Source organism: Rhodanobacter ginsengiterrae (assembly GCF_050026815.1).
Lineage (GTDB): Bacteria > Pseudomonadota > Gammaproteobacteria > Xanthomonadales > Rhodanobacteraceae > Rhodanobacter > Rhodanobacter ginsengiterrae.
The window spans coordinates 301,858-314,780 of the sequence record NZ_JALBWO010000055.1; the positions used below are offsets into that span (position 1 = coordinate 301,858).

Below are 12,923 nucleotides of genomic sequence, written 5' to 3' on the forward strand. Positions count from 1 at the left end.
GATGTTCAGTCCTCCGGGCTATAGAGAATTTCAACGCGCCTGTTGCGTGCGCGGTTGGCCGGCAAGTCGACCGGCAGTGCAATCGGCTGCGACGAACCGGCGCCACTGGATTCCAGTCGTCCGCTGTTGTCGATCCCCTCGCCGAGGATCTGCAACACCGAACGCGCCCGCTCCGCCGACAACGCGTAGTTGTCCTTGAAACGCAACGAATGCACCGGCTGGTCATCGGTGTGGCCGACCACCACGACCCGTCCGGGAACCTGATTGAGCGCCGCGGTGATCGCATGCAGCATCGGAACCTGCTTCTCGGCCACCTCGGTTCCGCCCGATGCGAACATCGCGGCAGCGTTGAGACGCACCAGCGCCGAACCGTCCGGCTTCTCATCCACCGTCAGTGCACCGGCCTGCTCCTGCGGCGCAAGCAACTGCTTCAGGCTCTTGCGCTCGACCTTGGGTTGCGCCTGGCGGCGCTGCACGTCGTCAGGCGGCACCGCCGTCTTCAGACCGATCTGCGCCACTTGTGCACTGACTGGTGAGGACAATTCGTTCAGCCGGGTGAAGAAGTAGAGGAAGGCGCCCAGCAGCAGGCAGGCGCCGGCGGCCACGATCACCCACAGCGGTACGTGGCGAATCAGCGGATTGCGCCGGTCCTCGATGCCCTTCCAGTGCGGCGCCAGTTCCTCCGCCGCAGGCGGGCGCTGGGCCTTGATCCGGCGATACAGTTCTTCCTGGATGTCGGCCAGCTTGGCGCGGCCATCGGCCTCGATCTGGTAGCGGCCGCCAAAACCCAGCGTCAGGCAGATGTACATCAGTTCGATCAGGTCAAGGTGCCGCGCGAAGTCGGCGCACAACCGATCGAGGATGATGAAGAATTTCTCGCCACCATAGGATTCGCCATGAAACACCACCAGCAGCGTCTTCGCTGCCCAGCCACTTTGCTGACCCCACGGGGTATTCATCACCGACTCGTCCAGCGTCGAGCACAACACGTAGCGCGCGGCGGTGATGGTCTGCGCGGCAATGCCCGCAGCCTGCGCGTTGGCCTCGAACTGCCGCACCTGGGCGATCACCTGCTCACGCAGATGGGTGGCATCGGGCTGTGACACGCTGTTGCGAAGCTGCACGGCCAGCAGCAACAGCGGACTGGCCGCCTGGACGAGCGCGTTGAGGCCACCGCCAAGGAAGTCGCTGATGGCCGCCGGAGCTACCGTGTCTGCCCGCGCTGCCTGACCACGCGGAGCTGGTGCAGGCGTGGCCACGGGGGCTGCCGCCGGTGGCACCGCCGGAGCCGGGGCAGGCGGCGCTCCGCGCGGACGCACTACCGTCGCGTCACGCATGGGATCGTCGTCAAAGGGACCGTTGCTGTTCATGCGCTCAACCTCTGATCGCCCACAGTTGCAGGTCGAGACCGGCGAACTCGCCACCGAAGTGGAAGGCTATGCCGCCAGATGTCTTCAAGGCCCGCCACATCGGCGAATTCTTGTCGAATTCGAAATACAGGTAGCCGGAGTTGTAGGGGATCTGCCGCGGCGCCACCGGCATCGGCGTCACGGGAATGCCGGGAAGCTGCAGGTTCACCAGGTCGCGAATCTTCTCGACCGGCCCGATCTTCGATTGCGCCGGAAGCTGCCGGCGCAGATCCTCGGACTTCAGGTCGGCCTTCGCCGCCAGCACGAACGCGGCGCTGTCGATCAGGCTGAGGTCGGGCACCACAGCCACCCATACGCCGAACTTGCGCTGCTGCAGCGGGATCGGAATGGCGGTCTGCTCCATCACCGCGCTCAGGCTGCTGCGCAAGGCAAGGATCAATGGCTCGAAGCTTTCGTACAGCGCCTCGTGACGGTACGGCGGAAACGCCGGCGGCCGCTTGCCCGCTGCGGTGAATGTGCACAGCTCGCCAGCCATCCCGGCCAGTACCCGATAGAAATCTTCCGGATGCAGGATCGGTGCGGCGGCCAGGTGCGCGATCAGCGGCTGATAGCGGTTGACCACCTGCAGCAGCAGGAAGTCGGCAATCTCGGCGGCGCCACCGCGGTCGGTCACCGCGACGCGACTGGCCAGCGCCTCGCCGCGCTGGTGCAGCAGACCGAGCAACTCGGTAAGGAACGTGGTGAGCCTTGGCGCAGCATGACAACTGAGCGCCGTCGGCATGAAGGCTTCCTCAAGAATCACCCGGCGATCGGATCGGCATTCCACGATCCGTGCCAGCGGAATCTGCGCCAGGCCTTCCAGCGGCTGTGACTGCGGCAACAGGCGACTGTTGAGGCCGCCCACTTCCAGCGCGGTCACGCCATCCACGCTGCCCGACGCATCCCGCACCTCGGTCTCGCGCACGCGAAAACGGAACAGCTTTTCGGCAGGCGCTTCCGGGCGTCCGCTGTCCGGTTGTGCCGGTGAACGCAGCGGCAAGGTCAGGAATACCGTCTGGTCGCGCCAGTTGCCATCCACTTCCAGCGCCAGCGGCAACGGATCGTCCGACGGCATGCAGAACGGCGTGCCGTCGGGGAATACACCCCGGGCGCGCTTGATTCCGAGCTTGCCGATCGCCAGCAGGTCGGTTTCCAGCTCCAGTTCCGAGAAGCCCCAAGTGTAAGGTCGCAGGCCTCCCGCCCGCAGCTCGACAAAGCGCTCGAGATAACGCTCCTGCTGCTGCAGATGCTGGGGTCGAAGAAATAGTCCCTCGCTCCAGACGACCTTGTTCATATCCGTCATGCGTCGCACCTGCCCTGTGAGTTCCCCCCGACAGCATGGCCGGGTCTTCCGGTGCCGGCCCTCAGCTGCCAGCACGCCCCCTGGATCCGTCTTTCAGATTCGCGACCTGTGATGCCCCCCGGCGTCGCTAGTGATGTGACTTTTGCATTCTCCGCGCCGATTTCAGGCGTGACAACTGTTCTTCGTAGGCCCGCGCAAACTCGTCGCCGAACAAGCGCCTGAAGCATTCATCCGGATCACGCGACAACCCGTCGAAATTCTCGCGGTACTTGTCCCAATACTTGCCCTTGCCGGCGAAGGCCGAGCGCTTGCCGCCGTCGGCTTCCTGCTCGAACCGATCCGGATTGAAATGCACGAGCAGCGATTCGAACGCTGCGCGCACGCCAGCGAGCATCGCCATCTGGTGGCAACGGATATCGTCGAACGCATCCTCGAATGCCAGCGTTCCCGACATGAAGGCGCCGTTCGACGGCGCCATGATCTTGGCCAGCGCTTCCTCCGGATTCGGTGCGAACTTCAGCGGATTGTTCTCGGAGCGCTGGATGATGGTGACCGGCAGTCGGAACGTGTTCTTGATTTCGGCGCGGGCTCGCAGCACGTCCATCACGCCATCGACGACGACCCGAAAGATCTGGTCCAAATCCGGCGGCAAAGCCGCAGCAGCCGTTGTGGCGGGAGAGACATGCACAGGAGCCGCCGGTGGCGGTACATGGACGGGCGGCGCGGCAGCAACGGCAGCAACAGGTGGCGGGATGACCGGCGCCGGCGACGGGCTGGGTGGCGACGAGAAGTCGCCCAAGGTCAGGTCCCAATTCTCCGGCAACGCATTTGCACTCGACTGGCGCTGCTCGGTCGTCATCGGCGGATGGAAGAAATCTTCGGCGCTGGAGGAGTGGTTCCAGCTGGAGCTGGCGTTCCCCGTTGTGGCGCCGGACAGCAGCCCGGAGGCATCGGCCGAGGATCCAAGAAAGCTCAGTGGATCGAGCTCACCGCCCGAGCCAGGCGCGATGGCCCCGGGAATCAGGTCGGCGTCGAGCGGAATCCCGCCCATCGCAGCCGGATATGCCGGCGCCAGCGGTGCGGCATCGAGCAACCCGAAATCCAGCGGGTCGAGCGCTGCCGCCGGCAGGCCGGGGGCCGGAGCCGATGCCGGCAGGTCGGGCCGCACCGTGGAACTGGCGGCATCCTGCAGGCGAACTTCAACCTCGAAGGTGTCGATCAGCAGTCGATCACCGTCCTTCAACGCGGAAGGATCGCCCTTGATCAGCGGCGCATCATTGAGCAGCATGCCGTTGGTGCTGCGATCCTCGATGAAGTACATGCCGTTGAGATAGCGAATCATCGCGTGGACACGCGATACCCCGGACGCGCTGAGCACCCAATCGCAATCTTCGGAACGTCCGATGCTGCCGCCAGCGCCTTCAAATGTCCTGCTGCTTCGGCTGCCGAACTGGGCAGCCTGACGGCCAGCGACTGCGAGAATCAGGCTCTGCGACATCGGCACGCGTATTTCCCCAGCAACGGTCAGACCAGCACGGCAGCGACAAATGAATCATCACGGTTCGTGCAATGAATCAGATTTCGAGCCCTGCGGAACACCGGCAGCAGGTCACGGCAAAGACGTGAAGCGGAATCACGCTCAGGTTGAGTGCAAACACTTCCAAATTCACCATCGAGCATCCTGCTCCTCCCGTCATCACTCCACCCAACCCTGCCCCACTTCGCGCCTCGCCGGGCCGCCCGAAACAACCGGAACCGAGCCTGTCTGAGCAGCGGGGCCTGACTTGCGGCTGTTCCTGACAGCCGACAGGTCGCGACAAATCTTTCGCCGGCCATCGTATCGCCCAACGTCTGGACGAGCAAGGTAGGCCAAGCCGACGTCAACGGGACCAGAATCCTGCCGCCAGACAGCTCATGCCGCGATAGCCCGGTGGCCGGTGGCATGTGCCCGGCGGCAGTGGACCAGTCGCCCGGAGAGTCAGTTCGCTCCGGCAACTCCATTGAGCAAATTCAGGGCTGGATCGATAAAGGCGGCGCGACGGCTTTCGAACTTCTCGATCACAAGGGCAGCCAGCATGTTGATTGCTGCCACGACGGCACAGGCGGTCAGGTGATCCGCTGGCGGCACCGGAGTCTCCTGCGTGGCAGGGGCCAGGCTGCCACCGGACCAGCCGGCAGCGGCAGCCACCCATGCACCGGCTGACTTGTAGCCGCCTGCGTTGGCAAATTCGAATGCGGCGCGTCGGTTGCTTTCATTCGGTTCACGCACCCACTTCTCGGCCAGTGAGGCGCCTGCCCTGTCCTCTGGGTCAAGCACCTGGTCGCGTGCGCATTGGCACAGCCAGGCCACGGCGTAGCGTTTGGGCAGCATCCGCGCCAGCAGTTTCAACGCATCCTGCACCTGCCCGGCCGCCACCAGCGCCTGCACGGCGGCCTGTGCGGTCATGTCGGGGGTGAGCAGCGCACTGGCCGGCTCGGACAACTCCATCTGGATGGATGCTTGCATGACTGATGACATCGACGTGCTCTCCAACCTAGCCAATCATGATGATGCCGCCGGACAACTGCGCCATCGCGTCGGCCTTGAGCATCAGCATGGGGCCCTTGACCGTCGTCATGGCGCCGCCAGCCACTTCGACCTGCGCGTCGGAATGGGCCTTCAGCGACACACCGGCGCCGAGATCCATGTTGACGCCAGCCTTGGCAGCGATCTTCATGCTGCCGTCGATCGTGATGTTGACGCCCTTGATCGTGATCGAGCCGTCGCTTTTCATGACGATGCTCGAAGCACCCGTGACCAGCTCGATCTCCGTGCCCGCATCGAGCTTGAACTTCTGGCCGATCGTGGTGGTGCCGTTCTGCTTGACGTCCAGCTTGTCGTCCTTGCCCACCGTCGCCGTGCGATTGCCGGTGATGTCCTCGGTCTGGTCGTTCTTGATCGTGATCTTTTCATCATGGTCGATCTGGACGAAATGATCGTTCTCCACCTCTTCGCGCATGTCCTTCTGCGCGTGCAGGAACAACTCCTCGCTGCCCTTCTTGTCCTCGAAGCGGATCTCGTTGAAGTCGTCCGCGCCGCCACCTTCGTGACTGCGGCTCTTGATGCCGCTCTGGGTCTTGTTGTCCGGCAGCGTGTACGGTGGCAGATTGTCGGCGTTGTAGACGCTGCCAATGACGAGCGGGCGATCAGGATCGCCTTCGAGGAAGCTGATAACCACTTCCTGGCCGACGCGGGGAATGTGCACGGCGCCCCAGCTCTTGCCGGCCCACGACGATGCCACCCTGACCGGGCAGGAAATGTGGGCGTTCTTCTTGTCCGACTTGTTCCAGTGGAAGGTCACCTGGATGCGGCCGTACTTGTCCACCGAGATGTCCTCGGCTGTGTCGCTGCCCGACACCACGGCGGTCTGCAGACCGACCACCGTCGGTTTGATCGCCGTCGGCATCGTGCGGAACGGCTGGCGGCTCTGGATCACCGAGAAGTTGCAGAAGAACAGCTCGCCATCCGCTCCGCCGGACGTTCTCGCGGCGTTCTCGATGTGCACGGTCGACCCGGTGACGAGGTATTCCTGGTTCAATTCGTCGCGCGGAAACTTGGTGAGCTTGAACAACGCACCCGTCAGCAATCCCGGCGCATTGGTGGAACCGGAGCACAGCGATTGCGCGACATTGATCGCTTCAAGACGCACCTGGGCGTAGTGCTTGCCCGCGTCGCTGGTCTCGTGATCACCGGGAAAGTCGAACGACTCCAGTCCGTTGACGGAGTGGTTGTCATCGGCATTGCTGATGGTGTCGTCCCCGAGCAACGAGGTTTTCGGCTTCATCGGGTCGTAATCGGTCAGCGAATACTTGGTCGTCTGCACCGATCGCGCCGACGAAAAATCCGTGATCGAGACTTCCAGTGCGGCGCGACTCCCGCCGGCCTGTGGCCGATACGGCAGCTGTGCGTATCCGCTCGTGGTGGCGTGTGCCCCGAGGGAGTCCGCCAGCACCATGGTGTGCACGCCATCGGTGTGCTGGAAGAAATAGTAGATGCCCTCCTGCTCCATCAGCCGACTGATGAAGTTGAAGTAGTCCTCGCGATACTGCACGCAGTAATCCCGGGCCGGATAGTTGCCGCTCAGGCTCAGTTTCACGTCGCCGTAGCCGACTTCGGCCAGCACAGCCTTGACGATGTCGGGTACCGACTGCTTGAGGTAGATCCGGCAATCGACCTTGTGCATCAGCAGCCATGCCTTCGGCACCAGGGTCACCGCGTATTCGGCAAGGCGTTCTTCCCTGAAGCTCTCGAACCCGGTCTGGGAAATCTCCGAGACCATGCCGTTGAAGTAGCGCTTGTAACCGTCCGACTCGAAAGTGACGGTCATCGAGCTGCCCAGCAGGGAAAGCAGCTTCACCTGGCTGTCCTTGCTGACCAGCTTCAGCTGGTAGGAAAACAGCCGCCCCAACTGTTCGCCACCAGACAGGCTGGCGGGCAGCAACTTGTCACCGAGGTCTGACTTCAGTGTCATCCGATTCGTCATTTCCAGTCTCCCCCAGCGAGCCCGCGATTGCGTACTTGCGAATCCCCAATGTTTATCATATTCCCGTCAGGCCGGGGAGAGGCGAAGCTCCCGCCGTCACCGCTCCTTCCGCCCGCGTCGTGGCAATCCGATTGCATTTTCAAGCCGCACGGCGGGCCAGCACCACCCAGCCAGCCACCGCATGGCCCATTTCCTTGCGCAATGACTCGGATACGATCATCACGTCGGCAAACCCGGCCTCGCGCAACCCTCGCTGCACGTGCCGCTGGCTGTGCTGGTAGCGCCCACTGGGGCTGAGTTCGGCAAGATCCTCGTCACTGTCCAGCGCCTCCAGCGTGAATGCCAGCATGCCGCCTGACCTGAGCGCCGCATGGGCGGCCGCCAGGACTTCGCGCAGGTCCCCGAAGTAGACCAGCGTGTCGGCCGACAGCACCACGTCCCAGCGCGCCGGACGGTCGCGCAGGAACGCAGTCAGTTCGGCCACGTCCAGCGCATCATAGCCGCCGCGGGCACGCGCCTTGTCCACCATCTTGCCGGACAGGTCGACCCCATGCAGGTGGCGTGCGTAGGGCCGTATAAGCGGCCCGCACAGTCCGGTGCCGCAGCCGGCATCGAGCACATCCAGAGCGCCCTCCGGAGGAGCCAGCAGGGCCGCCATCGAAGCAATCAGCACTTGCGGCGCACGATAGTCGAGGCTGTGCAGCAGTTGCTCGTCGAAACTGTCGGCAAAGCTGTCAAAGACCTGACGTACGTAGGCGTCATCCGCCCGAGCTGGAGCGACTTCGCCGCCACAGGACGCCAGCATGTGGCGTGGAATCGGGTTGTCCGGTTCGCGCACCAGCCAGCTGCGGTAGACATCAATCGCCTCTTCACGCCGGTCCAGCATGTACAACGAGATGCCCAGCTCCTTCAGTGCGCGCACATCGCTGACGTCACAGCGACAGGCATTCCGGAAACAGGCCACGGCGTGCTCGAGATCACCAAGCGTTTGCAGGTGAGCGCGTCTGAACAGGCCCATCAGGTAATGCGCCCGCCCAAGGTGTGGCGCACGTTCCACCAGTCGCTGGTAGACGCCCAGCGCCTCCTGCGGCCGCTGTTGTGCCTCCAGCACGATGGCAAGGTTGCTCAACGCGTCAAGATGATCGGGGACGCAGTCGAGGGCCTGCCGATAGCAGGCCTCCGCCTCGGCGAGGTGCCCGGATTCCTTGTGGATATTGCCCAGGTTGTTGTGGGCTTCGGCATGATGCGGCACTGCGCGCAAGGCCATCCTGACCAGCCGGATGCCTTCGTCGCTGCGCCCCCGCTGGTGACACAGCACGCCAAGGAAATGCAGGGCGTCGGGCTGCCCGGCCTGAAGCTGCATGGCTTGCCGATAACCCGTCTCCGCTTCATCCAGCCGGCCGGCCCGATGCGATTCGACAGCCTGGCGGACCATCGACACCACGCGGCGCGCAACTGCGTCGCTGCGGCGCTTGTCCCCGCCTTGCGGCATTGAAGACCGGCTCACAGCCACCTCGCCCGACCGCAGGCAGCCGATGCGTACCGCGAAATGGCGCGTGATTCGCCCGTCGCTGTGCCGGGGCCATGCCAGCGCTGGCCGCCTGCTCCCTGCCACTGCGGCATGCTGTCCACCACTCAGCTGATGATCACTGTGGGGCAGCCCAGCATGATGCTTCCCCCATGCGCCGTCATGTCGCCCATGCGTGCTGCCGGCATGTTGGCAATCAAAACCTTGAATGAGCCCAGCGCAATCACATCCGGCGGCCCGACGCAGACGGCCATGTCCCCTACGCGAGCGGCTGGAAGGCCGCCTATCAGGACAGTCGGGGCACCCGGACCGGAAATGGGGCCACCCACATGCGGAACGACACCCGTCACCATCGGGCAGACATGCATATCGGTAAGTCGCGCTGCTGGAGGCATAAGCTTCCCCTCTCCCTCAATGACGGATGAATTATGCGCCTGTCCCGGCGACCTTTCGCCTGCTGCTTGGAAGCCGCGGTACGACCATGCAACTTACATCGGGAATCGTCGCCGGCCTGATCAACTGAGGCCTATCTGCTTTAGCGCCTTGCTCTTGATCCCGGCGAAAAACCCCTGTTTTGCGTGGGTACCCCTGTCGCTGGTCAACCCTTCCAGTTGCAGACGGGAACCCATGATGTTCTTGTTGGCGATCTTCAGCATCGGATCCATCTGCTTCTTCTTCATCAACTCGACCTTGTCCATCCATCCCGGCAAGCCGATGTCGGCAATGAACATGTTGGCCACTGCCGACGTATCAGCACAGGTCAGCAGATAGCAACCGAGAATCGGACACTCCTTGAACACACTGAGATCGAGCGTGCTGGGCGCGATCAGACGCTTGTTGCCGGCACGCATGTCCTTGATGTCCAGTCCCAACCCATAGAGGGTAAGGCCAAGACTTGCCAGCGAGTTCGCAATGCCGATACCGGCCGTGGTGGCGGTGCCGAAATCCGCGAAGAGACCACCGATCTTGGCACCGGTGGCGAGCGTCTGCTGCCCCAACTGTACCGAGTGCTTCGCCAGATCGCGCTTGATGATCACCTGGATCGCTTCGGCCGCTGCACTGGGGTCGCCCATCCGGAAGCCCTGCCGGTAGTCGTCGCTCCTGTACAGGTGATAGCCGTCCTCGGCCACGGCCTTGCCTGCCTTGACCAGCTTCACGCTGCTGGTCACCACGCCAAGGATCGGAGTGATCTCATGCACGAGATTCGCCAGCACTTCACCGGTGATCGCCGCGATAACCTCGTGGATATTGTCGACATCCGCGCACTGGACAATGAAGTCCTGGACAGCGTCCTTCATCCCCGGTACGTCGGCGATGGTGCTGGCCGCCTTGCCACCCTTGGCGGCCTTCTTCGCGGTCGAAGCGATTTTCTTGCCGTTGGACAGCAAGTCCTTGGCCGCGGACAACTTGCTCTTGGTACCGAACTTGAGCTCGGTGCCGTTGAACATGTTGACCACGAGCTGCTGGCGCGCACGCGCCAACTCGCCCATGGCCCTGAACTCGCCCATGCTTAGTGGCTTGGATGGCATGTACCGCTCCCCCGCTACGTTTTGGCTTCAGTCCGCACCGGGCGATATTCGACGCACCCACCAGTACGGCATCCAGGTCGACCTAGACATCGAAGCTGACAGTATTACCGGGACGGTCGATGCCGCCGTTGAGCTGAATGATTTCCGCCCGGGTCAGCAAATTCAGGTCATGGATCGTCTGACCCTTATGTTCGTCCGCAAAATCGACCATGATGAAATTCGGCATGTAGATCTGGAAATTGGTGGCATGCGAGTCCATCGCAAACGCCTCGGGCACGCTGTTGCTGAGGTAGTTGTAGCCACCCTCGGCCCATAGTGCTTTCAGGCGCTGCTTTGATCCGGTGGTCCACGCCTTCTTGTCGCGACCCTTGATGCTTCGCACCATGCCGGTCTGGGTCCAGTACATCATGCGCAACACGTCGCGCGAGTAGTGCTCGGTGTTCGCATCGCCGAGAATCCGGCGCTGCTTGTCGATGTTCTCGAGGAACTTGCCCTTGACCGGTGCATTCAAGGCGTACTTCGAAGGCTGGGCGATGGACGTCCCCCCCTTGCCGTAGTAGAGCAATCCGTTGATCGTGTCAGGTACCTGGCCATGGGGGTACAGGCTGACGATCTGCGCAGCCCCGTCGGCGATCGTCGCGCCCGCATGGCTCAGCGCGGCAAACCCGTCGGGCATGAAGGCGCAGACCACCTGGCCGGCCATCTCGTCGAGCGTGTGGTTGGCAAGGTTGCCGGTCTTCTTGTAGATCCGGTTGCGCAGCTTGATCTGGCAGGCTTCCAGGATCAGCTCGTAATTGGCCGACTTGTCGAACTTGAGTATCAGGAATTCATCCTGGTATTTGTCGACGAATCGCTTGGCGCCGTCGAGGATATCGTCCAGGTCCATGCCCCAGTCGCCCAGGACCATGCGGGTGACTTCGATGTTCCGGGTGACCCCGCCCACCGACTTCGACTTCATCTCCGGCGTGTTCTTGCCATGGAACGCGGAAAGCTTGGCGCCGCCGTGGCCAGTCCGCTGTCCCGAAATGCGGACGTCGAAAATGCGCACGCCGCACTTGGCCTGCTGATAGATCGACTTGCTCTGGGTACGCGCGCGGATGCCGCCCGAGGTGATGGCGGCGTCGTGACTGCCGGCCATCACGATTTCATTGACCTTCTTCTGTCCGCCGAGCGGGTGGTACTCGATCGCCATGGTTGAACGTCCTTCGGTATGGATGAAACAGGTGGACCGGGACCTCTCCGTCGACGGTCAGCTACCGCAGGACATCCCTGCCCGCGATGGTTCATGCATGCAGTGGAAACTGGTCAGGCCAGAGCCGGCGCAACTGGTTGCTGTAGCGCCCCGCCCCGATGCCGATCATGTATTGATTAGGCGACTCCTCCACCAGCAACCCTTTCAGCACCAATGAGTGTCGCAGTGGCGCGCTGGCGCCGACCACGCCGAAAAACGTCGAGAAGCGCGACCGCGCCGTCAGCGCCATCTCGCCGGAACCCATGCTTTCGAAGATGCATTCGTAGACGTCCGGAAACGCGGCGGCGAAGCAGGCCCGGTGGTGTTCGTTGACCCAGTAGCTCTCCTTGCCGCCACGCGTATAGGTGTCCATCTTCGAGTGCTTGGCGAAATCACGTCGTCGCAGGCTGGTGGTACCGCCCATCACGCGTCCCATCACGCTCTTGGTCTCGTACGACTTGTGCTCGGACAGCGCAAGCACCAGCCGCGCATAGGCGATGCACATGTCTTGCGGCGTGCCCAGGTGGGCATAAGGCGTGGCATTGATCGGCGTACCCCAGTCGCGCAGCAGTCCGCATGCCAGGTTGCGCGTGATGTAGGCCGCGTCGGCCGGCGTCTTCACCATGACCTGCGCGTTGTGCACGCCCGGCATTGGCAGAAATATCGCCGTGGTCGCGGGCGCGCGCACGCGGCTCCAGTCCTGCGGATTGAAGGTGCTGCGCATCTCGTGCATGGCCAGAATGCCGACATAGCGCTCGACGTTGGACTGCAGCACCTGGGTGTCGGCCATCTCCTCGCCGGCATCGGCACCGGCCACCGGATCGACCGCAAAGATGTTGCAGCTTATTTCGTCGCTGAAGACCTCGTACATCAGGTTGGCGATGCGCATGCAGGTGACTGCGCCGCGGCTCCAGCCCACCATGTTGACCCGGTCAATGGGCTGACCCTTGTCGAATTTCAGATCCTGGATCAGGTTGACCGTGCGCTGGGTGTTTTCATCCCAGCCCTGGCCGCTGATTACGCCGCGCAGCTTCGCAGCCTTCTGCGGCCCACCCGTGTTGCCGCGCGCATGATCGGCAAAGGAGGGGCCGCTGACCCACTTCTTCAGCGACAGATTCTGCTTCGCCGAACCGGTCATGGGGTTGATCTGCTGCGGCTGCGCCACGCCATTTCCGCTGTGGCCGGGGCCTTCGTTGATCATGTAGTCGCCTCGCGTAACCACCCCGCCGGCGAGCTGTGCCTCGACGCCGTCGTTATGGTTGTGGAACCAGGCCACCAGCTCGTCGGAGGCACTGCCCTTGATGCGATTGAAGCCGGTTCCGTGACAATAAACGGTAAACGTACTCACGAGGGTTCTCCAAATTCGTCCTGGCACGGCAACGCGCACCGATCATTGAAAG

General features: G+C 63.0%; 10 protein-coding genes. All 10 read right to left on the reverse strand.

Going from position 1 to position 12,923, the window contains the following annotated elements; all coding sequences use genetic code 11:
• Positions 1-5 precede the first annotated feature (5 nt).
• Positions 6-1,337, reverse strand: a complete 1,332-nt coding sequence (gene icmH / locus ACQGNJ_RS12535) for a type IVB secretion system protein IcmH/DotU (RefSeq protein WP_426689633.1) — start codon at positions 1,335-1,337, stop codon at positions 6-8.
• Positions 1,338-1,374: 37 nt separating this feature from the next.
• Complete coding sequence (gene tssK / locus ACQGNJ_RS12540) at positions 1,375-2,712, reverse strand: type VI secretion system baseplate subunit TssK (RefSeq protein WP_426689578.1); 1,338 nt, start codon at positions 2,710-2,712, stop codon at positions 1,375-1,377.
• A 127-nt stretch (positions 2,713-2,839) separates the two neighbouring features.
• The gene (gene tagH / locus ACQGNJ_RS12545) at positions 2,840-4,210 is read right to left on the reverse strand and encodes a type VI secretion system-associated FHA domain protein TagH (protein ID WP_426689634.1); all 1,371 of its coding nucleotides are present in this window, start codon (positions 4,208-4,210) and stop codon (positions 2,840-2,842) included.
• 480 nt (positions 4,211-4,690) lie between these two features.
• Positions 4,691-5,230, reverse strand: coding sequence for a DUF6931 family protein (locus ACQGNJ_RS12550; RefSeq protein ID WP_426689579.1), 540 nt, complete (start codon positions 5,228-5,230; stop codon positions 4,691-4,693).
• 16 nt (positions 5,231-5,246) lie between these two features.
• The gene (locus ACQGNJ_RS12555) at positions 5,247-7,223 is read right to left on the reverse strand and encodes a type VI secretion system Vgr family protein (protein WP_426689580.1); all 1,977 of its coding nucleotides are present in this window, start codon (positions 7,221-7,223) and stop codon (positions 5,247-5,249) included.
• A gap of 151 nt (positions 7,224-7,374) precedes the next feature.
• On the reverse strand, positions 7,375-8,670 hold the full coding sequence (locus ACQGNJ_RS12560) for a class I SAM-dependent methyltransferase (RefSeq protein ID WP_426689635.1): 1,296 nt from the start codon (positions 8,668-8,670) through the stop codon (positions 7,375-7,377).
• A 200-nt stretch (positions 8,671-8,870) separates the two neighbouring features.
• Entirely contained in the window at positions 8,871-9,158 is a 288-nt protein-coding gene (locus ACQGNJ_RS12565) for a PAAR domain-containing protein (RefSeq protein ID WP_426689581.1), read from the reverse strand.
• A 120-nt stretch (positions 9,159-9,278) separates the two neighbouring features.
• Positions 9,279-10,292 (reverse strand): hypothetical protein, encoded by a 1,014-nt coding sequence (locus ACQGNJ_RS12570; protein ID WP_426689582.1) that lies wholly within the window; start codon positions 10,290-10,292, stop codon positions 9,279-9,281.
• Between the two features lie 82 nt (positions 10,293-10,374).
• Positions 10,375-11,484 (reverse strand): PI-PLC domain-containing protein, encoded by a 1,110-nt coding sequence (locus tag ACQGNJ_RS12575; RefSeq protein WP_426689583.1) that lies wholly within the window; start codon positions 11,482-11,484, stop codon positions 10,375-10,377.
• A gap of 91 nt (positions 11,485-11,575) precedes the next feature.
• Positions 11,576-12,871, reverse strand: a complete 1,296-nt coding sequence (locus tag ACQGNJ_RS12580; RefSeq protein ID WP_426689584.1) for a hypothetical protein — start codon at positions 12,869-12,871, stop codon at positions 11,576-11,578.
• Positions 12,872-12,923: the final 52 nt, after the last annotated feature.